General features: G+C 59.8%; 33 protein-coding genes. 25 read left to right on the forward strand and 8 right to left on the reverse strand.

Translation table 11 applies throughout. From position 1 onward, the window contains the following. Nucleotides 1-2 precede the first annotated feature (2 nt). The 5 genes from AC3IPM_RS05905 to AC3IPM_RS05925 all read left to right on the forward strand — a co-directional run bounded on the left by AC3IPM_RS05905 (nucleotide 3) and on the right by AC3IPM_RS05925 (nucleotide 2,989). Nucleotides 3-1,106 carry a transglutaminase family protein gene (locus tag AC3IPM_RS05905; RefSeq protein WP_489303028.1) on the forward strand — a complete coding sequence of 368 codons (1,104 nt, stop codon included), beginning with the start codon at nucleotides 3-5 and terminating at the stop codon, nucleotides 1,104-1,106. Continuing rightward, nucleotides 1,103-1,825 carry an RHS repeat-associated core domain-containing protein gene (locus tag AC3IPM_RS05910; protein WP_489303029.1) on the forward strand — a complete coding sequence of 241 codons (723 nt, stop codon included), beginning with the start codon at nucleotides 1,103-1,105 and terminating at the stop codon, nucleotides 1,823-1,825. The genes AC3IPM_RS05905 and AC3IPM_RS05910 overlap by 4 nt, the downstream gene beginning before the upstream one ends. After that, nucleotides 1,825-2,181 carry a hypothetical protein gene (locus tag AC3IPM_RS05915; RefSeq protein ID WP_489303030.1) on the forward strand — a complete coding sequence of 119 codons (357 nt, stop codon included), beginning with the start codon at nucleotides 1,825-1,827 and terminating at the stop codon, nucleotides 2,179-2,181. The genes AC3IPM_RS05910 and AC3IPM_RS05915 overlap by 1 nt, the downstream gene beginning before the upstream one ends. A gap of 11 nt (nucleotides 2,182-2,192) precedes the next feature. Beyond that, nucleotides 2,193-2,558 carry a hypothetical protein gene (locus AC3IPM_RS05920; RefSeq protein WP_489303032.1) on the forward strand — a complete coding sequence of 122 codons (366 nt, stop codon included), beginning with the start codon at nucleotides 2,193-2,195 and terminating at the stop codon, nucleotides 2,556-2,558. Nucleotides 2,559-2,653: 95 nt separating this feature from the next. Then, entirely contained in the window at nucleotides 2,654-2,989 is a 336-nt protein-coding gene (locus AC3IPM_RS05925; protein WP_489303033.1) for a hypothetical protein, read from the forward strand. A gap of 84 nt (nucleotides 2,990-3,073) precedes the next feature. Here AC3IPM_RS05925 and AC3IPM_RS05930 read toward each other — a convergent pair whose 3' ends face one another. Beyond that, nucleotides 3,074-3,427 (reverse strand): HNH endonuclease, encoded by a 354-nt coding sequence (locus AC3IPM_RS05930; RefSeq protein ID WP_489303034.1) that lies wholly within the window; start codon nucleotides 3,425-3,427, stop codon nucleotides 3,074-3,076. A gap of 163 nt (nucleotides 3,428-3,590) precedes the next feature. Here AC3IPM_RS05930 and AC3IPM_RS05935 point away from each other — a divergent pair, with 163 nt between their 5' ends. The 10 genes from AC3IPM_RS05935 (at nucleotide 3,591) to AC3IPM_RS05980 (ending at nucleotide 9,250) form a co-directional block, all read left to right on the forward strand. Continuing rightward, entirely contained in the window at nucleotides 3,591-3,815 is a 225-nt protein-coding gene (locus AC3IPM_RS05935; protein ID WP_489303035.1) for a hypothetical protein, read from the forward strand. Beyond that, nucleotides 3,812-4,750 carry a hypothetical protein gene (locus AC3IPM_RS05940; RefSeq protein ID WP_489303036.1) on the forward strand — a complete coding sequence of 313 codons (939 nt, stop codon included), beginning with the start codon at nucleotides 3,812-3,814 and terminating at the stop codon, nucleotides 4,748-4,750. Before AC3IPM_RS05935 ends, AC3IPM_RS05940 begins: the two co-directional genes overlap by 4 nt. Nucleotides 4,751-4,836: 86 nt before the next feature. After that, entirely contained in the window at nucleotides 4,837-5,241 is a 405-nt protein-coding gene (locus AC3IPM_RS05945) for a hypothetical protein (protein WP_489303037.1), read from the forward strand. A gap of 330 nt (nucleotides 5,242-5,571) precedes the next feature. Next, nucleotides 5,572-6,156, forward strand: coding sequence for a hypothetical protein (locus AC3IPM_RS05950; protein WP_489303039.1), 585 nt, complete (start codon nucleotides 5,572-5,574; stop codon nucleotides 6,154-6,156). Nucleotides 6,157-6,196: 40 nt separating this feature from the next. Next, entirely contained in the window at nucleotides 6,197-6,757 is a 561-nt protein-coding gene (locus AC3IPM_RS05955; protein ID WP_489303040.1) for a hypothetical protein, read from the forward strand. 393 nt (nucleotides 6,758-7,150) lie between these two features. After that, nucleotides 7,151-7,366, forward strand: a complete 216-nt coding sequence (locus AC3IPM_RS05960; RefSeq protein WP_489303041.1) for a hypothetical protein — start codon at nucleotides 7,151-7,153, stop codon at nucleotides 7,364-7,366. 48 nt (nucleotides 7,367-7,414) lie between these two features. After that, nucleotides 7,415-7,597 carry a hypothetical protein gene (locus tag AC3IPM_RS05965; protein WP_489303042.1) on the forward strand — a complete coding sequence of 61 codons (183 nt, stop codon included), beginning with the start codon at nucleotides 7,415-7,417 and terminating at the stop codon, nucleotides 7,595-7,597. Between the two features lie 120 nt (nucleotides 7,598-7,717). Further along, a complete protein-coding gene (locus AC3IPM_RS05970) occupies nucleotides 7,718-8,311 on the forward strand; it encodes a hypothetical protein (protein WP_489303043.1) in 594 nt (197 codons plus the stop codon). A 241-nt stretch (nucleotides 8,312-8,552) separates the two neighbouring features. Next, on the forward strand, nucleotides 8,553-8,912 hold the full coding sequence (locus tag AC3IPM_RS05975) for a hypothetical protein (protein ID WP_489303044.1): 360 nt from the start codon (nucleotides 8,553-8,555) through the stop codon (nucleotides 8,910-8,912). Continuing rightward, nucleotides 8,912-9,250, forward strand: coding sequence for a hypothetical protein (locus tag AC3IPM_RS05980; RefSeq protein WP_489303045.1), 339 nt, complete (start codon nucleotides 8,912-8,914; stop codon nucleotides 9,248-9,250). The genes AC3IPM_RS05975 and AC3IPM_RS05980 overlap by 1 nt, the downstream gene beginning before the upstream one ends. A gap of 2 nt (nucleotides 9,251-9,252) precedes the next feature. On the opposite strand, the gene AC3IPM_RS05985 is transcribed toward AC3IPM_RS05980, so the two are convergent. From AC3IPM_RS05985 to AC3IPM_RS06005, 5 genes are all read right to left on the reverse strand, one after another. Then, nucleotides 9,253-9,753, reverse strand: a complete 501-nt coding sequence (locus AC3IPM_RS05985) for a hypothetical protein (RefSeq protein ID WP_489303046.1) — start codon at nucleotides 9,751-9,753, stop codon at nucleotides 9,253-9,255. Between the two features lie 15 nt (nucleotides 9,754-9,768). Further along, nucleotides 9,769-10,032 carry a hypothetical protein gene (locus AC3IPM_RS05990; protein ID WP_489303047.1) on the reverse strand — a complete coding sequence of 88 codons (264 nt, stop codon included), beginning with the start codon at nucleotides 10,030-10,032 and terminating at the stop codon, nucleotides 9,769-9,771. Between the two features lie 48 nt (nucleotides 10,033-10,080). Then, on the reverse strand, nucleotides 10,081-10,629 hold the full coding sequence (locus AC3IPM_RS05995; protein ID WP_489303048.1) for a type 4 pilus major pilin: 549 nt from the start codon (nucleotides 10,627-10,629) through the stop codon (nucleotides 10,081-10,083). Continuing rightward, nucleotides 10,626-10,916, reverse strand: coding sequence for a hypothetical protein (locus AC3IPM_RS06000; RefSeq protein WP_489303049.1), 291 nt, complete (start codon nucleotides 10,914-10,916; stop codon nucleotides 10,626-10,628). Before AC3IPM_RS06000 ends, AC3IPM_RS05995 begins: the two co-directional genes overlap by 4 nt. Before the next feature lie 442 nt (nucleotides 10,917-11,358). Further along, nucleotides 11,359-11,538: a hypothetical protein gene (locus tag AC3IPM_RS06005; protein WP_489303050.1), complete on the reverse strand. Its 180-nt coding sequence runs from the start codon at nucleotides 11,536-11,538 to the stop codon at nucleotides 11,359-11,361. Nucleotides 11,539-11,900: 362 nt separating this feature from the next. Between AC3IPM_RS06005 and AC3IPM_RS06010 the strand changes: the two genes are divergently transcribed. From AC3IPM_RS06010 to AC3IPM_RS06025, 4 genes are all read left to right on the forward strand, one after another. Beyond that, nucleotides 11,901-12,302, forward strand: a complete 402-nt coding sequence (locus tag AC3IPM_RS06010) for a DUF6573 family protein (RefSeq protein ID WP_489303051.1) — start codon at nucleotides 11,901-11,903, stop codon at nucleotides 12,300-12,302. Nucleotides 12,303-12,376: 74 nt separating this feature from the next. Then, entirely contained in the window at nucleotides 12,377-12,970 is a 594-nt protein-coding gene (locus tag AC3IPM_RS06015; protein ID WP_489303052.1) for a nucleotide-binding protein, read from the forward strand. Next, nucleotides 12,960-13,262: a hypothetical protein gene (locus tag AC3IPM_RS06020; protein WP_489303053.1), complete on the forward strand. Its 303-nt coding sequence runs from the start codon at nucleotides 12,960-12,962 to the stop codon at nucleotides 13,260-13,262. Before AC3IPM_RS06015 ends, AC3IPM_RS06020 begins: the two co-directional genes overlap by 11 nt. Nucleotides 13,263-13,341: 79 nt before the next feature. Beyond that, a complete protein-coding gene (locus AC3IPM_RS06025) occupies nucleotides 13,342-14,001 on the forward strand; it encodes a hypothetical protein (RefSeq protein ID WP_489303054.1) in 660 nt (219 codons plus the stop codon). 25 nt (nucleotides 14,002-14,026) lie between these two features. Here the strand turns inward: AC3IPM_RS06025 and AC3IPM_RS06030 are convergent, their stop codons facing one another. Together AC3IPM_RS06030 and AC3IPM_RS06035 are read right to left on the reverse strand one after the other, a co-directional pair. After that, nucleotides 14,027-15,154, reverse strand: coding sequence for an HNH endonuclease (locus tag AC3IPM_RS06030; RefSeq protein WP_489303055.1), 1,128 nt, complete (start codon nucleotides 15,152-15,154; stop codon nucleotides 14,027-14,029). Next, nucleotides 15,151-15,450 carry a hypothetical protein gene (locus AC3IPM_RS06035; protein WP_489303057.1) on the reverse strand — a complete coding sequence of 100 codons (300 nt, stop codon included), beginning with the start codon at nucleotides 15,448-15,450 and terminating at the stop codon, nucleotides 15,151-15,153. Before AC3IPM_RS06035 ends, AC3IPM_RS06030 begins: the two co-directional genes overlap by 4 nt. Before the next feature lie 432 nt (nucleotides 15,451-15,882). Between AC3IPM_RS06035 and AC3IPM_RS06040 the strand changes: the two genes are divergently transcribed. Genes AC3IPM_RS06040 through AC3IPM_RS06065 form a run of 6 tightly spaced genes read left to right on the forward strand, consistent with a single transcriptional unit; the run spans nucleotide 15,883 to nucleotide 21,320 of the window. After that, nucleotides 15,883-16,266 (forward strand): hypothetical protein, encoded by a 384-nt coding sequence (locus AC3IPM_RS06040; protein ID WP_489303058.1) that lies wholly within the window; start codon nucleotides 15,883-15,885, stop codon nucleotides 16,264-16,266. Next, nucleotides 16,263-16,916, forward strand: a complete 654-nt coding sequence (locus tag AC3IPM_RS06045) for a hypothetical protein (protein ID WP_489303059.1) — start codon at nucleotides 16,263-16,265, stop codon at nucleotides 16,914-16,916. The genes AC3IPM_RS06040 and AC3IPM_RS06045 overlap by 4 nt, the downstream gene beginning before the upstream one ends. 51 nt (nucleotides 16,917-16,967) lie before the next feature. Beyond that, nucleotides 16,968-17,747, forward strand: coding sequence for a hypothetical protein (locus AC3IPM_RS06050; protein ID WP_489303060.1), 780 nt, complete (start codon nucleotides 16,968-16,970; stop codon nucleotides 17,745-17,747). A 50-nt stretch (nucleotides 17,748-17,797) separates the two neighbouring features. After that, nucleotides 17,798-18,421, forward strand: coding sequence for a hypothetical protein (locus AC3IPM_RS06055; RefSeq protein WP_489303061.1), 624 nt, complete (start codon nucleotides 17,798-17,800; stop codon nucleotides 18,419-18,421). Then, nucleotides 18,418-19,275 (forward strand): hypothetical protein, encoded by an 858-nt coding sequence (locus tag AC3IPM_RS06060; protein WP_489303062.1) that lies wholly within the window; start codon nucleotides 18,418-18,420, stop codon nucleotides 19,273-19,275. Before AC3IPM_RS06055 ends, AC3IPM_RS06060 begins: the two co-directional genes overlap by 4 nt. Next, nucleotides 19,272-21,320 carry a TraM recognition domain-containing protein gene (locus AC3IPM_RS06065; RefSeq protein WP_489303063.1) on the forward strand — a complete coding sequence of 683 codons (2,049 nt, stop codon included), beginning with the start codon at nucleotides 19,272-19,274 and terminating at the stop codon, nucleotides 21,318-21,320. The genes AC3IPM_RS06060 and AC3IPM_RS06065 overlap by 4 nt, the downstream gene beginning before the upstream one ends. The last annotated feature ends 95 nt before the right edge of the window (nucleotides 21,321-21,415 follow it).

Genomic DNA, 21,415 nt, shown 5'->3' on the forward strand with positions numbered 1-21,415 from the left:
GTGTGACATTTTTCACACTTCTCGCACCCGATGGCAGCCTGCCTGGGTTGGCGTTACAGTGGTCGGGCGACAGGGAGGGGTTCGTGGGGAAACGCGCTTTTAGATCGGCAGCATGGATGCTGGGCTTTTGCCTGGCGGTGCTGTGCGTGCCCGCGTTTTCAGCCACCCTGGGCACTGGCCCTATTCCCGAGATCAAGCGCCTGCTGGCGCAGCCTGAGGACCGGATCGATCTGGCCCAGGCGAAGCTGGCCATCGACCGCCAGATTGACCCATCTACCGATGTCGCCGGCTCGCTGAAAGAAATCGACCGCCTGGTGGCCCTAGTCAAGAGCCGCACACCCGCGGGCCTGGACCACAAGGCTCAGATGGATGTGCTGATCAGCACCCTCTATCAGCCCGGCCCCTGGAACGGAAATAAGGTCTACTCCTACGACTTGGACGACCCCACGGGCGAGGACAAGCGCACCAAGCGCCTGTCGTATTACCTGCGCACGAAGAAGGGCAACTGCGTCAGCATGCCCATCCTGGTGGCGATCCTGTCGCAGCGCTTGGGCTTCATCGTGACATTGACCACGACGCCCGCGCACATGCTGGTGAAGTTCGTCAATGACGATGGGCAATGGCACAACGTCGAGGCGACCAGCGGCGAGTATGTTTTCGACAGCGCTTACGAGCACGATACCAAGATCACGCCGCTGGCGATCAAGAATGAGCTCTATCTGCGTCCCCTGACTCCGCGTCAATCTGTTGGCGCGATGGCCAGTTCGTTGATGGAAGACCTATATGCCAAGAAGCAGGCCGAGCCGTTAATGGAAGTGGCCCACGCGGTGCTGGCCGTGAACCCCAAGGACGTCATTGCCATGCTCTATGTCGGCAATGCCTACGGGATCCAAGTCCAGCAACGTTTCAAAGACAAGTTTCCCAATCTCACCGATATGCCGGCGGCGCAGCGGCCCGAATACAACCGGCTGGCGCTGGCCAACCACGAATGGTTCGACAAAGCAGAAAAATTGGGGTGGCAGCCGCAGTCCAAGGAAGATATGGACAACTACCTCGCCTCGATCGCACGCGAGAAAGCCAAACGCACAAGGGACGGAAAGCTATGAGCAAACAACTACTACTGGTGTCTGGATTGTTGGGGTTGATCGCGGCCGGCACGGCCGAGGCTCGCTTCGTTTCCGTCGATCCGGTTCAGGCAAATCCGAACAACGGAACCAATTTCAACCGCTACTACTATGGCAACAACAACCCATACAAATACACAGACCCAGACGGCCGGGCTGTATCGCTTGCGGGAACGCCGGCTGACCAGCAGAAGTTCATCACACAGACGCAGCAGTTGACCGGCACTACGGTAGCGCCTGACAAGCAAGGCAACCTAACCGTTCAATCCACCAATCCGAAGGTGGGTTCTCCGGGTGCCGCCACCGCGCTGTCGAACGCGATCAATGCGCCGCAGACCATTGCCTTGACGGCCGTGAGTAGTGATCCCAATGTTTTCATCGACTCATACGCAACGGGCAAAGTTGATGTGGACGACATCGGGAACTTCGCCGCAACCAACAATGACTTGGGAGCAGCGGCCCTCACTCATGTCCTGACCGAATACACGACCGCAATGCAGGCCGGAGGCATGACACAGGCCAATTTTCCAGCCGCACATGCCGCTGGCCTTACCGCTGAAAGTGCCGTTATGGGCGCTTCCAGCCGAACCTCAACCGGCATGCCAACTCCCGGTTCCAACTTCGGCGTTCAGTATCAGGATGCCAGCGGGACTACGATCAAGTCCTACAATTTCCTGCTGGATCAGAACGGGACGCCCTGATGACCGCAAAGCTTTTTTTTCTGGTTTTGGTGCTCGGCATCGGGTCTGCATGTGCCTCAACCAAACCGACGCAGCATAGCCAGAAGCTGGATCAAGCGGTCATCGTCGAACGGTCGGCCATTCCACCCTTTAGCGGCTATCTCCGCACCTATGTCCAGTTCAAGGTAAAGGCGGTTGGGTCAGAGCTAGAGGTCTTTTATCCGTATTTTGAAGATGGAAAGCGCATTCCCGATGTCGGAGAGGTCTGTAATCTTACCTTCCACACCGAGCTCGTTGATGGCCATGTCGGGAACAACGCCACTAAGATCCAGAATGCCAACGTAATTGACAGCCTTGAGTGTAAGAAGTCGGCCTAGGCTTTTCGGCCATGACCAAAAAGACGGCTTTGGTCCTGTTCATCGTCAGTGCGCTCGCCGCGCTTGCCATCCACTACTTCATGTTTGAAATGCGCTACATGTGGTATGTGCCAGCCGAAGATGCGCGCTTCATGTATTTGGTCTATGCGGGCTGCATCGGCGCCATTCTCTTGTTTTTGGCGTTCTTCCCATCGCGGATTGCGGTAGCACTGGTTGGTGCCTTCGCACTGTTCTTTCCCCACTTTTTTTTCGCGTCCGATGCGCGACCGTTGCTCGGCCGCACCATTGACCTGCCTGGTATCGGCATTGCGCTTGTCGCTTTGGGCTTGCTGGTGCTAGCAACTCACCTGAGGAACAAGGCATCCGCTCGGGTCTGATGCTCTTGCGGCTGCTTTCCTTAGGCCTGATCTTGGCCGTCGTCGGTTGTGCGACGACCGCTACCATTCGATGGGCGCCGGAGTCAGAGTTCGCCTTGGCCATCACCGACAACCCAGCGCAGCAGCGCTTCGATCTAATGTTGTCGTCGAAGTCAGATAAGCCGTTGTGCCTGTCCAAGGAAGCGTGGCCTGCAGAAGGAGGCTTGCCGCCCGGTTTCGATGGCGCGACGCTGACGACATCCAATGGCACGAAAAGCCTGTTGCCCACCGGCAGCGCGTATTGCCCAGGCGGATGCGGGGAAGTGCTCATTGAGCCAGGCCAGCAGGTGCGCGGCACTATCTCCTACCAAGCGTTTGGCGATGCTGCAGCCATCGCCGCGGATACCCGCTCACTGGCCTTCACCGTCCATCCTTATGTCTGTGCTCGTTAGCAGGCACCGAGCAACATCGCCCTTTCGAAATCCAGCGCCGCTTCGCATATACGCATCGGCCAGCCGAAGCCCTTAGCCCAACTACTAGATCAGGGCGTGGAACAGGTCGCGGGAATGCCAGTGCCGTTGTTTCACGCGCGACTGAACCCGGGCACGGAACCGGTCAGGATCCGGGGCAGCCTCGGGACGGAAGCGATGGCGCGCCTGATTGCAGTGATGGCAGGCGGCGACCACATTCGCTCCGTGCCGGCCGCCGTCCTGTTGGGCCACAAGATGCTCCCCTGTGGCTTGTAGGCGCGATGCCTGGCGCAAGGTCAGTCCGTGCGCTGAGGCGAAGCCGGCGCGGTCGGTTAGCCACATGGGAAAGTCGCAGTAGAAGCAGCGGCCGTCCTGACGATGGAAGGCGGCATTACGGGCGGAAGAATAGCGCTGGGCCATGGGTGCGTCCTGGAGAGGGCGAGGGGATTTTTCCCGTCGCCTCGTATCTGAGGACGCGCAGGCACCTGGAGCCTATTGGCTATGCAGGCACAACACCGGGGCTTCAGCCGAGCCGGCAAGGCCATTTATCGCGCCGGGAGCGGGCCGATGTCAAGATAGAACCATGACGCGCGATGACCTGATTGCCTTGCTCGATACCTTGGAGGCCCACCTTCCGGACTTGATCGCGGCCAATCCCGACCCGGGTGATTTCTGGGTGGAGTTCGCTGCGCAGGCCGACGCCATCGAGGACCAAGCTGGCGACCATGAGGCCCTATTCCACGAAAGGATCCAGGTCATGCTGGCCAAGCACAGCCGCTACATCGTGGGGGTTGAGGAAAACGCATGAGCCTGACCAAACGAATGATGGGCCTTGACGACGAGCTGCCAGAGGTAGATGCGGAGGCGTTTAGCGATCCCGCCACTTGTGAAATCGATGATGACTGGTTGCGCAACGCAGAGCCCGAGCAGCAAGCGGCAGCCATGAGGCACTGGTTGCTTGCTCGCTATTGCGACCCGGCAATGGAAACACCCCACAGCTCGGATGTGGGCTACATCTTTACTCGCGGTGGGCCGTGGCATCCGCACGATGTGCTGATGGAGCGTTTTGAAGATATCGCAGACTTCGACACGATCGAAGAGTTAGCTAGCGATATCGTCCAGGAGATAGGCGACGAGTTGGCGCCTACCGGTCTGACGGCAGAAGAAGACTGGGATGTTGAGGTTGAAACAGCGGACAGTCCGCTGCGCGATTTGCGCAGGCGGTTGGAGGAGCTGCGCCTCGTGCTGGGAATGGAGGGGCCGGAGGTCGCGAAGTTCCAGGCTAGGAACCTGGTCTATGCCGCCCTGATTACCGCCTTAGAAACGTATCTATGGGAAACCGCGGTGTGGTGGCTGGCGAATGAGGATGCCAGCGTTGAGCGCCTGGTCGCCGCTCGCGCCACCCTGGATCGCCGCTTGAAGGATATGGTCGGAGGTGAGCAAGTTGAGCTGGAACTTCGGCGCCAGCGGATCCACAACGGCATGAAAGACATGGTGTGGCACCGCTGGCGTAGCAACTGGCCATTCCTTGCTGCGCTACTCGATGTCGAAATGCCAGACCACGAAACCTATGGCCTCACCATTGCCGCGTTGAAACGGCATGACATCGTTCACCGCTCGGGCCAGAACAAAGAACGCACCGAGGCCGTGTATGCGACGACGACCGAAGTGGAAGCGTTGGCCGATGCCGTATTGGCCTTCGCTGAAGATCTTCATTACCGGATCGCATCTCGGGGGACCTGATCGTGCGCTACTCCGCAGAGCAAAGGACAGCAGCTTAGTCGCCTATGTTGCTATTTCTACAGAAGCGGGCATGGGGCACCGACCGAATGCGCCGGGCACTGCTAAACGATTTCCTCAGCTACGCGCGTCTATACCAGGGCCGTAATGCGATCAGGACTTTCAAGAATTCCATCGAGGCCGACCCTAACCTCTATGTGTATTTCGCAGGGAAGCACGCCGGCTATGTTCACGAGTGGTCGCTGGACAAGCCCAATGCGACTGTCGCGATTGGGCATTTCGCCGTAGCCAAAGAGCTTGAGGGCCACGGTTTTGGTCAGCCCTTTATTCGCGGCTTCGCCCATGCCATCAAGTGCGAATATGGGGTCAAGCGGATCCTGTTTCACGAACGCAAGATTTCTCCGGCCTATGTGCAGCTATTCCAGAGCATTGGGGCTGCTCCCACCGGGAACATCGTCAAGGGCGGAATCCCGGAGTGGGAGTGGATCATTTAGCGCATCATCCGATGCACATTTCAGAAAAGTCTGACGCAGCGCCACAAGGTTCGCTGCTGGTTTTGATTGCTCCTGCCGGGCAATCTATCTCAGTCGCCCAAGCCACTACACCCGCAGGAAGCGTAATCAGATCGGATTACCCCAACCGACTTGTCCAGCAAGCTAGGTGGGACCGTGAAGGGGGTCGGCGGAAGGGAGACCTCGCCATAAAGCGCAGGAGCGACAGGAAGCCCCCGAAAGGGGGCTTTTATCAAGTTCGTTCCTTGACACTCAGCCCCATGGCATTCGACCATCCGGTGCATGGCAAAGAAAGCAGTAAAGAAGAAGCCGTTGCCGCCGGGACCTGAGCGCGACGGGCTGGTGCGCAAGCTCTACGCGACGAAGGGCATGACCCAGTCCAAGATGTCCCGCGAGCTGGGCGTCTCGCGGCAGCGGGTCTGGCAGCTACTGGATGAGCTCAAGATCAAGCGTCGCGAGCGGCCGACCCGCGCCGAGCGCATCAAGAAGATCCCCGCGCTGATCGAGGCCGGACTGTCCGGCCGGGAAATGGCCCAGCACCTGCAGGTGAATAAGTCCATCTTCTACCTGGACCTGGAAGCGCTGCGGCCGAAGCTGAGCAAGCGGCTGCTCCAGATGTATTACGACAACGGGAGCAACCGGCGGTCTGAGAAGGCGAAGGGGCGCCCACATCCGTTGTATGCGGATGCCATCGCCAAGCGGCACACCGCGATCCTGGCTCTGATCGACCAAGGCAAGACCCTGGGGCAGATCGGCGCCAAATTCAAAGTAACTGGGCAGACGATCCGCAATGACCTCAAGCGCCTGGGACTGACCAAGCGCCTGGAGGCGAAGATCCAGGCCAACCGGGTGGCGCAGTCCGCACGCACCCGCGCCAAGAACGCCAAAGCGCGCTAGCTGCGTTTGACAGTCCGTCCCACCATGCTATCGGTAGAGCATGGACAGGGAAAATCTCCAGCGCCAGCAACGCATACGCCAGCTTTATGAGCAGGAAGGGTGGGGCTGCGCCCGGATTGCGCGAGAACTCAGCGTCTCGCGTCAGCGAGTCTTCCAGGTCAAGAAGGCGCTAGGGCTGAAGAAGCCTGGTGGCATGCCATCCGAACAGCGCATGGCCAAGATCGAAGCCCTGATGCGCGACGGCCTGACCCAGCGGGCCATAGCCAGGACTTTGAAGATCTCCGGAGAGGAGGTCTCGCAGACGCTTGCTCAGCATCCGCAGCGACTGGCCATTCTCCAGGCGTGGAAGGAGGCTCAGCCGGCGTGGAAACGTCGCCGGCAGATCCCGGCACTGATCGAGCAGGGCCTCACAGGTCCGCAGATCGCCAAACGCTTGCGCGTTTCCCAGTCCATGATCGCCAGCGACCGCAAAGCGCTGAAGCTGTCGCTCGCACTTCAGGCCAAGGTGCGCGAGAACGCGCGTGTAGCCACGAGCCTTTCTGTCGCTGCTCACAATCGCGCACGCGCTGATTTCCCGGCGTCGCCAGTCAGTGGCTCGTAGCAGCACGATCACGCCCAAGGCAGGTTGCAGAGCTGAGCCCCTTACCGTGGGGTCATGCCACGCCTGGCCCAGTCTGGATCGCCATCTCGAACTCGCGTTGAAGGCAGGGCAGCGGGTCAATGGCCCGGACTGACCGGCTCACAGGATCCTGGCTGTTTGCGGATGGCTTTTGTGGGCCACTGTCGCTACGGCCGCGCGACGCAAACCTACGGCTGCTCCACTGCGCCTGCGCCCAGTCAGAGCCGCTAATGCCGCCTTTGATATTGCGGCAACGCTAGTCTCCTCCCGGCCTTGAACTTCGTTTCGCCCCTGGTGCCCAGGGTGCTGCCGCGCTCATGCCTTCGCTTGTCGTTGAACCCACGCAATCCGCGTATCAACAGCAAGGAAACCATCATGAGCAAGAAGACTTCCACCCCGGCCGCCGACAACGCCCGCTTCGATGCTTTCACCGTCCGCGAGTTCGAGCAGAACGGCGAAACCAAACACGACTGGGTCCGAGTTGGCACCGCATGGCCCCACCAGGACGGCAAGGGCTTCCGGGTTGTGCTTCAGGCCCTGCCGGTGGATGGCGTGATCGTCCTGCGCCGTTTCGAGCCGAAGGCCGACTGACGGCGACGCCGGGGGCGCAAGCCCCCGGCAGCCTCACTGGAGACAACCATGGACAACTGGACCTACCACTTCGACGGCTTCCTCAAGCGCTTCTATGCGATCGACCATACCGATGCGGGCACGGACGAGCATCAGCTAGCCCGCTATCGCGATCTCAAGCCGCGGGAAGCTGCGCTGGCCTTCGGCGAGGACTACGACTTGACCCGCGTCGATGGACCTTGGGGCTGCTAACGCAGCCCTTGGCGCGGGTGCAGGGCAAGGGCGAGGAAGGGCGGGGAAAATGTTGGGGTTCTCACACTTGACAAAACGGCCGATGGTGATTGTATGAGTGTGTCCCCACGGAGAACACCGATGTCGCAACTCCTCACCATCGCCAGTCTTGTCTCCATCGCAATGATGTTCTTCGCGATCGCCTCTGCTATCGAGAATGTGAGGCTTGCGCGAGCCATGAAGCGCTCGATCGAGGCTCAGGACTTACAACGCAAGGAGCAGGATGAAGAGCGTGCGCGGAAGGAACAAGTCGCCAAAGCTATCGCTATGCGGATGGAAGCCAGGCACAAGGCCAAGCGGTTCCAGCTGGACATCGACCAGTTCCCGGGGGTAGGCGTCAGCTTTTTGGGGCAGCCCTTCAACGGCTGGGAAAATGCGCTACAAAGCCTGATGGATCGCGGTCTGTTGTTAGACGGACCGAGCGAGGAGTTCAAGCGCTTAAAAAGAACGGTTCAGGACGGCATTGCGTTCAATCAGCAACGTGTGGCCGACGCGTCAAATTCACAGCTTGATACCAACACACGAGCCAGCCTCTCTTTGTCGGCGGTCCATGTGGCTGAGGGTAAGAAGTGCCTGGATCATCTTGAAGCGATCGAAGCTGGATGGCGCTTTGACGAGACGGATTTGGCGACAGCCCCGGCGGTAGGTGCCGATCGCAAGCAGGGCAGACTGTAATGGGCGCCACTTTCATTCTCAAGGCCATACATCGCCGTCATCGATACTACGCCTACGCCGCGAGAGCAGGCGGCATCTTGTGGATGGATCGCATGTGCCATGAGGCGATGGTCAGGAAGCCTTGGAAGGTGCCCATTTATCAGTGCTCGCACTACATGGGGCAGAGCCGGTTGATGACCACGGAAGAGTGGAAGGCTGCCAGGAAAGCGGGGATGGAAGAATACATAATTGGATGTGTGCGATGAGGACACTTTCGCCATTTGATGAAGGCCAAGAGATCATCAGCGGGGATCGGTATGAGCGCTGGTTGGCGGGTGCAGTTGAGGAAGCGAGAAAGCTGGCAACAGCCTGCCCAGACCTTCACCAAGAATGGATTAACTATCGCAACGAACAGACTTCATATGTTTCGAGCACAGTTCAAGCCATCCGTCTAACGGCAGAAAAGGCAAAGAAGACCGGGCGCCTGGAAGCGGATTGCATTTGGAACAGTGAGGCCCTCAATTGGTTGCTGGCTGACTTCGCAGAGGAGGCCATTCTGGATCGGTATGAGAAGGCGACTGCTCCAGCGATGGGTGCCAGCAAACGTGTGGGGAGACTTTGATGTCCACCATCACACCGTTTGAGGTGCTCCAAGCCTGCGAACAATCCGCCACCCAGTGGCGCCGCTACATCTGGCGCCATGGTCAGCGCTCCGCATTGACCTGCCCGATGCCGCGGCCGGCCATCGACCACCTGATGGAAAGCACGGACCAAGGTGAGCGTGCATGCAATGCCGCGCTGGATGATGCCCAGGACGCCGGGCTGATCTTGCGGCTGCCGCAGGGCGGCGCCTGGATCACGGTCAAGGGTAGGGCGCTGCTGACGAATGATCCCTACTACTGGGGCTTCTGGAATGGTGGCGGCGGCTATGAAGAGCCAGCGGTGCCTAGCCCGGCCTAATGCTAGATCGCAACGTAGGCGGCGTTCTCGATACGCGTGCCATTCGGATCCGTCCAGGACACCGTAGCGTTGTAAGACGACGGACTGTCCAGGTAGATGGCGGCCAGGAATTCGATGCTCGATCCCACGTCGAGAACAGGGGCGGGGAACTTGGCCTTGTAGTCTCCGTCCACCGCGGGGTTGTGCCCGCCATCTTCGGTCAGGAACTTGACCTCGACATTCCGCGCAGCGGCCGGGCCCAGGTTGCTCACACGGAAGCGGTAGTTTGATCCGTTGCGCAAGAGCTCCAGCTTCACATGGGCGCCATTCTGCGACTGTTCGCTCGCCACCAGCATTTCCAGCTGCTTCTCGTGTAGCGCCGCCGTCGCTCGGTTTTGCCGTAGCTGCGCATCTTCCAGCTGATCCATCCGCTTGCGTTGCCGGCTCTGCCGAACCAGGGCAATGAGGCCGGGAACAACCGCCAAGAGCGCGACGAGTAGCGTGAGGATTTCAAAGTTCGACATGGGCATTCCTATCTCTCAAACGCGCACATAGGTCCAGCTCTTCAACTTGAGCCGCTTCGCCCATTCCTTAGCAGTGGCCTTGTCCCCTGCAGCCAGCAGCACCGACCGGTCCAACTGGTCGATCAGCGTCCAGGTGCCAGTGCCATCGGCGGGCGGTTCGTCGAAGCAGTAGAACTGCATTCGATCTGTCCTGGTCGCCAGGTAATACTCGGCGAGTGCCCGGGGATTGCCGGAAGGGCTGTTCATTGGACCGTAGCTGATGGTGCCTTTGCGGGACATGTGCGCGACCGAGGTTGGCTTTGACAACAGCCTACCGCACAGCTGGCGCTAGAGCAGGGCTCGATCCCCGTTGCCGCCGCCGTCGTGGTCGATGACCACGGAAACAGGGGTGGTCCGGCAGGCTTGGGCCAGCTGCGTGGGGTTGAGCCCCGCGTCCTTTGCGGCGACCAGCACACCGCCCACATGGATGGCGGTCTCGCCCTTGTAGATCGCTGACACGAACTGAAAACAGAACTCCGCGGGCACGCTTGCGTAGGTGATACGTGCATGCGCGTTCGGGCGCTGCGCGTCCAGGGTCAGAGGTGCGATTGTGATCGCGCCCCAAACGCTGCGCAGGGTAGCGCCTTCAATCATCCCCGCTGGCACCAGCGCGTCGCTGGCCACCTTCGCCGTCGATACGCCGCTGAAGTGGCCAATCGACCGGCCGTTGGCGCCGTCGATCGCTTCGATGAGCGCGTGATAGTCCTTGGCCTGGCGGTCCACCTGTCGTGCACTGTCCACATGGCGCGCGAGAACGAAGATGCCGGATGACACGGCGATGATGATGCCGATCAGCAGGATGAGCTCGACCAGTGCTAACCCGCGTTGGCATTTCATGCCGATGCCAACTCCGACGCTTGGCGGTGCCAGAGAACGCCCAGGCCCAAGGCCAGCGCCGCAAGCCAGGACAGCACGAAGGTATCAAACCATGGGTCTGGTAAAGCGCTCATTCGCACACACCAGGCTACCAAGGCAATGCCGATGGCGAGGTAAGACCCAACGGCTGCCAGCTTCAGCGCTGCGCGATCTTCGATCTGACCCATGAAGAACCAGGCGAATGTCAGCAGGCCAGCGGCTAAAGCCGAGCCCATGACAAACGCAGAAGCGAGCACTAGGAAGTCCATACCTTTACAACTAAGGCCGATGGGATAGGGCGTCAAGCGATCCGGACATGCGATCCATGTGCATGGCGAAGCTATCGGAGAGCAGGAAGCATCCGGCCATGGCTACGGCGAAGAGGGCGAAGTTGACGAAGCGTTTCATGGGGCACCTGTCGTGAAGTAGTAGAGCGCGATAAACCACATGGCCACTCCCAGTCCCAGCACCACGGGAATGAGGTCGTCTGGATTGAGCCGGAAAGACGCCCGGGTGAGTTTTCCGTGAACGCGTCGCGCCAGGAGCACAGCGATGGCGGACGCCAGGAGCGAAGGCCAGGCTAAGACGAGCCAGGGAAGGACAAAGGCAACCACCAGCAACGAGCGCTCCAACCAGCGGGTGCTTGGAGTCGGCCTGGTCAAGGCAGAGGCGAAAGCGCCCATGGGCAACTCTCCAGATTGAAGGTGGGGATTACAGGCCTGTGACAGCCGACGCCTGCGCGAACACGCCGCTGATGAAGGCCCAGATACCAGAACCGACGCCGGCCACGGCCAGGGCAGCGACGACATAGCCGCCTAGGTAAATCACCGTGCTGTCAGTGGTGCGCCAGTAGGCGATGGGGTTCAGTGCGATTTCGACGATGTCTTTCATGGCGGTCTCCTGTGGGGTTTTAGTGCTAGCTGCTGATTGCATCTGCTAGCAGGTGCTAGCACCTAAATCCATGCAAGCACGACCGCTATGAATGTCAAGCAGCTATCCCAAAATATTTGAGGCGGCCATCCCTGGCGATCCTCCGCTGCGCTGCGCGCCCATCCAGGCTTGCCAGCCCCTTTGCCCGGCTTCTACGGTCAAGGGTCGTTCCAGGGCCCGAGTAGTCGCCTGCGGCTCCGGCCCGCGCCAGCCCTTTCACTTCCTCCCTTGACCGCGCCAGGTGGCGGGGCAACGCGTTTCCCATGCCAGGTCATCGCGAGGCGCTGCCCTGTGGCAGGGCCAATAACAAGGGAGACCAAAAAATGTTCACCAAAGACGACATCGTTTTCAGCTACACCCGCGCCCAGGCGATTGCCGATGGCGTGCTCTATGCCGCGCCCGATGACATCCGCAAGGAAGCCGGTTTCCGGGTTCCGGTTGCGCTCACAGAACGCGTTTACCGGGATTGCGTCGAATGGACCGAGGACGACACGGAGCGGCGCCAAGTGGCGCAGGACCAGGAAGGCCGTCTGTGGGATGTGCTGGCGATGGCGCGCTTCGCGGCTGTTGGCCAGCCTGAAAGCTGCCGGGTTGAGTTCGACATGTTGCGCGTGTCGCGACAGGGCAGCGGCCATGCCGCGCGCAAGGTGCGCTTGGTCTCCATGATCCATGAAGGCGACGCCGGGGAGCCGGTCATCACCATCCTGTTTCCCGACGAAGATTGACAACACGTCCCGGCCATCTACGTTCAATGCAAGCACTTGCTAGCAGCTGCTAGCACCTGAAATCAGGAGAGACCATGGAACTTTCAATCTGGATCCCCAAAGGCGGGACCGGCAAAACCATGCTGGCGACGACACTCGCCGGCTATCTGGCTACCCAAGACCTGCGGGTGCTGGTCGTTGACCTGGATCCGCAGTCCGGATCCTTGGTCTGGGCCAGGCGTGCCGCTAAAGCAGGACAGGACACTCCATTCGTTGTCGCTGCAGCACGGAGCCGCGGCTTCGATGTCGTGCTCTATGACCATGCCCCGGTGCCGCCACAGGGCGGTCTACCAGGGCAGTTGGTCATCATGCCGACCCTGCTCGATGGCACCACCCACCCGCTCTACATGCGGGGCCGTCAGATCCTGGAGCAGCGAGGTCAGCCTTTCGTTGTCGTGCCCTCACGAGTGCGGCCAGAACGCAGTGAACAGCGGCAGTTACTGGGCCGTGCCTTCGCAGGCTTGCCGGTCATCCGCGATCGGGCGATTTATCCCAATGCCTACGGGCGCGGGCAAACAATCTATAGCCAGGAGTTGAAGCTCCCACATGCCGCGCTCGCGCGGGCGGAGTTCGACCTCGTTGCCGAACACATTCTTGGGAACTTGAAGGAGGCACGCCATGCAGCCTGATTGGATGAATGAGGAGGTCGCAAGCCAAGAGGGTGAGGTGGCCTTCAGCAAGAAGGCGAGCCCGTTCCAGATCAGCCGCGCCAAGGCTGGCATGAACGGCCCGTCGATCCGCGTGTTCGCCGAGGCCAAGGGCGAGACAGCATCGGTTTTCGTGCGCGTGCCTCGCGACACCATGGAACGTTGGCGCCGACTGGTAAGGGGTGGGCATTCCGTGGCAATCGCTGCGGCCATGGAACTGCTGCTGGATGACCTTGAGGCGACGGGCGAAGAAATCTTGATCGAGCAGGCTTGACAAGCCGGCGCGTGGTGATTGCATGGAAACGAGGCCGCGACAACGCGCGGCTACCGCCCCCATCCAAGGAGACCGCCCCATGTTTACCGCCGAACTCAGGACCACCCGCACCGCTGAAGATCGCCAGGCTTGCGAAGACCGCGCCATAGCGAACCGTGCGCTTATCGATCGCCTGCTCAAGAAGCCGCGGCCAGTCGCGCCTCCTGCCGTTCACGGGCCGCTCCATCAAGCCATCATTGATGGCGACCTGGCCAACGTTCGCCGGCAACTGTCGCCGCTCACGGTGAACCAGGCAACCCTGTCGGGGCTTTCGCCGCTCCATCTAGCCGTCTACGGCTACAGCACCATCGCGGAAACGGCGCCCTGGGTCGCTGCGCGTGCTCAAGGTCGCAAGCTCGACCGCGAGGGCATCTTGGATCTGTTGATTGAAGCAGGCGCCAAGCTGGATACCTGGGACCACGCCAAGCGGCTGCCGGCCGCGTGCTGCCAGGGCAAGCGACTGCCCGATAGCCTGACGGCAGCCATGGGCTCATTGATCAAAGAAACATCCCATGGTGCGAACGATCGGAAGATGCTCAATGCGTTCTTCTCCCACCATGATGGAGCGCAGGAAGACAAGACAGGCCTCCAAACGCATGGTGTGAATGAGAGGAAGCTCAAATCGCTCTTCTCACAAGACGATCACGACGAAGCCTGGGGCGAAAAGGAAGGTCTCCACATGGACCGTATTCGCAGCTGAAACTTTGGAAATCAGAGAAGCCCGGTCAGTCGATGGCCGGGCTTTTTTGTGCCCCATGCTTTCGTACGAAATCCGCCCAGGCATCGCTGTTGGGGTTAGACCATCGGCGACCCAGCTCCAGCCAATACTGATCGATGAGGGGCAGGGCGGCCTGGCGCTGCGCTTCCGCGTCCAGTCGCTCCCGTTCCATCTGGGCGTCCAGGGCGTGGAGGATTTGTTGATCCTGGCAACGCTGCGCGTCTCGGGTTCGCTCCCACGCCAAGTCCGTTTCCCGGTGCTTGTTTACCCAATCCCAGTCAAATGGACGGCCGGTCTGCCCGGAGGCTTTGTATTCGATGAGCAACCGGCGCCCCCAGTCCATGGGGCGTTCCTGGGCAGGGATCGGTTTGGGTTTGAGCTTGGGGCGCCGACGGCGAATGTCGAGGACATTGGTATAGGTGAGGTGCCAGTGGCTGTCGCCGGGGACGTCCGGCGTTGGATCGGGAAAGGCTCCGCCCAGTTCAATGCGGCGCACCCAGGCGTTGAGGTCGATCAGTTGCCAGACGACATCGTGGAAGCGGGCAGGAGGCAGGCGCCAGGCTTCGCCCGAAACCTTCCTGCCGCCGGCACCGACGAGTAGGGCGACCACATCGCGGGGCGGCTTCATGGCTGCCTCCCACGCAATGAACCCATCGATTTCCGTCAGCGCGGCATACACGGCGAACCTGGGGTGCGACCAACGGGCCGACAGATGACGAAGCACCGTTTCCTTTTTCTTGCCCAGGTCAGGGTTCCGGAGCAGGTGGTTGTGGGCGACCTCAAGCGCCGCCAGCCGGTGAGCGTCGAGAGCGGCAACGGCTTCCTTGCTGCTGGCCTTCCGCCAGCTGATCCAGTCCAGGTTGCCCTTGGCCTGACGACAGGAAGGGCACACCGCAAACAGATTGGATGAGTGAAGCGTGCCGCCAAGCTGACGGGGGATGAGATAGCCGATGTTCCAGCTTCCCTTGTTGCGCGGCCTGTCCACGGCTGCCAGCTCCCTTGCGCAGTAGGCGCAACGACCGTTGAAGACACGCAGCACATTCCGGTAGCGCCACCACTCCAATCCTTTGCCAACCGGAGCCGATGCAACGGCTTCCAGTCCCGAGAGAAAGGAGGCGAGGGCATTGCGGCTCACTGCTGGTTCCCATAACGACCAAGGCCGATGCGGGTCTTGGTGCCATCCTCATTGGTGAACTCAACTCGGGTTCCAAAACGGTGGGCCACGAGCTTCGCTAGGTCGGCTACCTCCGCTGGCGTCTCTTTCGACAGCAGATAGATCGCAACGAGCAGTGCCCCATTGACCGATAGGCCAGCATGGTCAGCCGCACGTTGGAGTTCCTGTTTCGCGGTTGTGGTCAGCTCGATCCTGCGTGAGTGGACCTTTCCCTTGGTCAGTTCGCGTTGTTTCTTTGAACGCTCACCTGAAGTCATAGCACGGTCGCCAATGGTGGGCCTGCCTACCTTCCTTCCTGTTAGAGGCTTCATAGATTTGTTTCGCTGGTTGCCTTGACCCATCAAAGCATTCCCGAACAAAGCGTCAAGTTTCCTTGAGCTGTCTGGCCACGAGCAGAAACAAAAACCTGCATTTTGCTTTGACCGACCTCCGACGATTGCCAGAGATGACATTTCGTCCCGTCCAAAACAAAATGTATACACACCATACGCACCGTTCGGTGGTAGCGCGCTGCGCGCTTGGTGTGCCCCAAAGCCTTGAAGCGAAAGGCTTTGCAGCTGGTAGCAACTAGCCACCGCAGCTGCTACCAGCGAAGCCAAGATTTTTGCCAGATGGCCCTGTCTTTACGGCGTCTGCGGCTGGTAGCGCCGACGCTTGACAAGCCGTCCCGCTGAGCTATCGGTATAGGTATGACCCAGACACCAAAGCAACGGCAAGTCCGTTTTGCTCCAAGCGACGACGCACGCATTGAAGCTCAAGCAGTTGCCGTGGGAATGACGGTGCCGGCATGGATGAAGAGCGTGCTCTTGCGCGCCCTGGACGACACCGACACAGCCGAGGTGGTGCGTGCCGAGCTCCGCGAGGCCCGGACTCAGCAAGAGAAACAGGTGGCGGATCTGAAGGCCTTCCTGTTCGAGGCACTGGTTGGCTTGGGTGATCGGATCAAGACCTCGCAAGTGAACTTCCTTCAGGAACTCGTTGGCCAGCTCCCGCAATCCCAGAGCAACAAGACCGGCCTGCACGACCTCCTTCCATCCCGCCCTAATCCCAACTTCACAGGAACCAAATCATGAAAAAGAACATCACTTTCCTTGTAGCTGCCAGCCTCGTGCTGTCCGGTTGTGCCACGACCAGCGGTCTGACCGGCTCCCCCGCCAAGCCACAAGTTTCGGCTGAGCAGAAGGCCGAGGCTCGCCAAGGTGCCGTGCGTGCCGGCGCCAAAGGTTGCGGCATCGGAGCGGCCACTGCCGTCGGCATGGGCGTCGTTGGCAAGTTGCTCGGCTTCGGTGGTGGCATCAATCTCGGCCAGGTCGCTGCCGGCTGTGTGGTCAGCGGCGCCGCGACGGGCATCCAGGCTTATCAGTCCCAGTTGAACGACTTCCGCGTCCTGCAAGGCAAGGTGTCGGTGGGCGCCATCGCCACGGTCAAGGAAAAGGATGTTGTGGTGGATGGCAAGCCGACCAAGGCTGCCGAGAACCTGACCTTGAACCTCGATGCCGCAAAGGTCGCTGCCCGCCACGCCGATACTCAGATGGTGCTGTCGCAGCTGTCGGCCACGCTCAACAAGCAGTCGATGGACATGACGGTGGTGGTGTCCGGGAGTGCCGGCGATCGTGCCTGGCTGGTTGCCCAGCTCACCACGCTGTTGAAGAACCCGAAGGTCAAGGTTGAAGGGGTCGTCGGAAATTCGCCCGTGATCATCGTCAGCCCGATGCCTCGCTAACCAACTGGTCCTGCCTTCGGGTGGGACCTCCTTATCTATAGAAGGCCTGCCATGTCCAAATTCGGAAACATGTTCGACGACGACGAGTTGGGGGCACCACCCCCGCCGCCGCCGAGCGGTGAGCACAGCAAAAGCGCGATCGAAGATCCCGGTCTTCTGAATGACGAGGCCCGGGCACTCATCGAGGCCCAGGCCAAGGCTGCAATGGAAACGTCCAAAAAGGCGGCCAAGGCGGGACTGGCAGCGACCTTTAAGGCAGGAGAGGCCCTGGCGGCTAAGGCGAGGGAAACTAAATCTCGGGTCCAGGCTGACCCTGCCAGTGGTAAGCGGGCCAAAGTTCTTGCGATCAGCACCGCGGTTGTCATTGTCCTGGGAGTTGTGGCTTGGTTCGTCTTCAAGCCCAAGTCTGCATCTGAGGCGGGGCTGATGATGCCAGTCATTCCCGCAGCTCAAGCCGTCTCTGTTCAACACGAGCCGACAGCTCCCCCGTTGGCGCCTGATGTTGAAACTCAGGCTGGCGCCGTGGAGGTTCAGCCGCAGGCCGAACCAATGCAAGCCGAACCGGCGGAACCCGTGCCGATGCCGATGCTTTCGCCAGGTGCCTTTGAAGCACAAGCCACCCTGCCAAACCCACCGAAGGAAGAACCTGTGCCGGCCGTGAAGTCGGAGCCGGCGCCTGTTCCTGCGCCCGCGGCCAAGCCCGCTGCAGCGGCGAAGCCGCAGGCGGCACGGCCGCGCCCGATAAAGGCACCGCAGGTTGGGGAACAGGAGCAGCAACAGATCGACGCCATCAAGAGTTTCGAGGCGCAGTTTTCAGGCAAGACGCCTTGACATTCCGTTCCCACACGCTATCGCTAAAGGTATCCCCTGGAGGACTGTCAATGGCCATCTCTGAAACAGCTAAACACGATGAAGAAATGAAGGCGCGATTGGCTGAGGCGGTCGAGGTTGCGAATGCTATGAGGGCCCCGAAACCACGCATTTCAATCTCAAAAGGCATCAAGCGAGCACATTTGGCGATGACGAAGATCTCGCCGGCATCGTGGATCCTCCATCACCTGGGGTGCTTCCTAGTGGCCACGCCAAGCGAGCTCAAGCAAGCAGACCACTTCTGGTGGGACAACGAGGACCGTCCTCACCCCACCAAGCAGGAATACGACGACCCGCGCGTGCCCATTGCACAGGTCGCCAGCGACCATTTCCGCTGGCTGCTACGCAAGGGCCTGGCCTGGTATTCGTTCTATCTGTCTAGCGCCCTGGTCGTGGTCATTTATTTGACAGGCCTGATCGTGGGGCTTGCTTTGGATAAGACGCCGAACAATGGCCTCGGCCTGTATCAAGGTTCAGTGATCGAAAACCCCGTTGCCGGGATGAGCCGCAAGGAGAAGCAGCAGGCGTTGGGCAAATCTCTGGAGAGCCGTGGGCTTGATCCGAGGACCGTTTCGGAAAACCAGCTGAATGCTCGCGAGCTCGAACTACTCAACTCCCTGGAGACCGGTCTATGAAGAACCCATACAAGCTCGCCCGCTACATGCCCATCGCATCGTGGCTTGAGCAGTCCAAGGCTTTTGGCCGCGATGTTGGAGGCCGGCATGATGTTCCAACTCATGTTGAAGGCTACGACGAAGACGGAAATCCCATGCTGGACAAAAACGGAAACCCCGTCATGGTTCCAGTCAGGGCCGACCTTCGGGATATCAAGGGACGCTGGTGGGGGACGAAAGACGGCCGATCGCTCGCAAGCGTCGTGCTGGTCGAAAGCCTGCGGCAGGGTGGCCAGTCGGCCATCACGCCAGTGCTGATGGCATTGATCACGGTGTTGACCGTGGTAGCCATGACCTGCCTGAAGCTGGCTGGCATGGCCGAGCATGAATGGCTGACTGATGCTTTCCGTGGGTTAGGCGGCCTTGCCGTAGTTGGCGCGTTTGTTCTATTCATCGCGCTGTGGTCGGCCATTGGGGCGCATGGCAATCGCACGGTGCTGCTTGGATCGGTCATCGTGCCTGCGGCCGGCATCTTGATGGGGTTCGTGCCTGGGGCGGCAGGAGCGGTAATGGCCCATCTACTGCCGGTTGCCATCGTGGTGGGCGTGATCGCGTTCCTGGTCTTCATTTTTATTGGCAACCGGGACACCTCCAAGCAATTCTTCTACAACACTTTCAAGAACATGGCGTTCTTCGCCATCACAGCAGGCATTGCCTACTTCGCTGTGGGGAAGATCTTCAATGGAGTGCTGCTGCCCTTGTATTGGGCGATCCTCGGTTGCTCCATGCCCGTGTGGTGGGAGCGTAAGGAGGAGCGCATGCGCTCACTCAAGCTTGATTACCAAGAACTGACTGCATCGGGAGATAGCGCATGAAACTCGGAAACACTTCACCGGCAAAACGCTTGGCACAGGCTCGCGCAGCCGAGCGGGACAAGTCCGGCTTCATTCAAATGGGAACGGCCACCGGAAAGCTCAGTGGTTATGGCGATGGATTTGGACCTGATGCTGGTCTGCCTACGGGCCATACCGTCCAGGACGCGAGCACCCATTTGCATGTCACGGGCAAAACGGGCGGCGGCAAAACCTTCAATGTCTTGCTGGATTACATCTACCAGTGGGTTGAGCACAATGCTGGCGGGGTGTTTGCCCTGGATGGCAAGGGCGACATGGGCGAAAAGCTGCTGGCAGCATTCATCGCCAAATTCGGTCTGAAACACAACGTGGTTTTGATTAAGCCAGGCATTCGGCTCGGGCTAATGGAGGGGTTGACGCCCCATGAGTTCATCGAGGCTATTTCCGATGTGGGCGGTGCGAAGAAGGAAGAGGCCCAACAATCTGATACTGAAAGATACTTCACAACGCAAGCCTATAGTTTTGGCTTGAGTATTTCTGTAATTCTGAATGAGTTGGTCAAATCCCAGGCAAATAACCCGCGGCGCAACTACTTCTGGCAAATTTCTGGTGTGGATCGTTTCAAGATGGCATTGAGCCAGAAGAATGCGGCCAGTGAGCGGATCATGGCCGATGTTCGCGAACTGCCTCAGTGGAATACATCTGTCTCGCTTGAGGACGCGGTGCTCTACATCGAAAACGATTTCTGGCCGAAGCCAATCGACACCACTAGCGGCGTAGTGTCCGTGTTTGACAATTGGATCAAGCCATTGATGCAGCATGAAGAGTTGCGCGCTTGGTGCGACACGGAGAAGGGTGTTGATATCACCATCCCACTTCGCGGTGGCTTTGTTTCAGCATCGCTGCCAGAGGTGAAATATGGTGCTGCGGGCAAGCTGGCTCAATCGCTTATGAACCAGAGAATGTTTTCAAAGACCCGCCGTCGTGCAGGCGATTACGACTGGAAGGCCGCAGGCGAAACACCTGTGTTGTTCGTTAAGGACGAGGCACAGGAGCTGATTACCAAAGCCGATCGCGACTTCCTGCCAGTGTCGCGAAGTCTGGGCGGCTATGCCCTCTATGCGACGCAGAGCTTCGATGCGTATGAGGCGAGGATGGGCGATGCGGCCACCCGTGCGTTCCTGGACAACTTCCGTTCCCAAATTGTGTTTCGCAGCTCCCCCAAAACAATGGAGTGGATCGCCAAGGAAGGGGGCAGGGGCCGCTACATCTCCTGGAACACACCTACGCAGGCAATCGGCTTCCTACACACCGTTCAGCGTATCGCTGGTCATCGTCTCTACGACGAGACCCGTCCTGACGCCCACATCGCGAGGAAGCAGCGGCGCCGCGGCGCTGGCCGTGTGCTGATCCCGAGCGGATCGAAGGTAGCCAATGGCCACCTAGGTGCCGATGCGATCGCGATCAACCGGACCTATCATGATACCAATGACCTGCCCGAGAACGCTGCCAAGTCCCTGACATTCATCGCATCCATGTCAGGCGAGATCAAGTTTCGGGATCTGCTGACATTGGAGGATATGGCCGAGCAGTTGAACTCTCCCCAGGATGCGATTGGTCTGTTCCATCGTGCAGGCTCGCAGCGGGCCGACTACATCCATTTCGATATTTTGACGCCCCAGCAGGTGGTCGAGCGCGAGCACAAGTTCCACCGTTCCCTGATCTTCAACTCGCTTTATTCCACCTTCAAGCGTGATGTCGCGGGGATCCTGGGTTCCGAGCTGCGCCCAAGCAAGGTGAGCCACCTCACTTATGCGTTGATCGACCTGGCGCTGACCGAGGCTGACTACGAGAGCTGGATTTCGGGCTTGGACGAAATGCCCCAGGACGAGAAGGTGAAGCAGTTCAGCTCAAGGGTGGAGGCGCGTGCCGAGCTGATCAATCTTCAGCATGGCTTCGATATTGGGTCGGATCGGAAGCTGCAGAAAGATCTTTATGTCGCGATCCGCGACATGCTGATTGATCGTTGGGAGGAGGAGAACAAGCTACCAGCGAAAGCCGCCTGATATGGCTTTGGACAACGGCCCCATTTTTGGGGCCGTTTCCTTGACGACGCATCCCGTGGCCTTACGCTCAAGGTGTAAACCCCACCCACCATCGG

The sequence above is a fragment of the Stenotrophomonas sp. GL_111 genome, assembly GCF_057835245.1.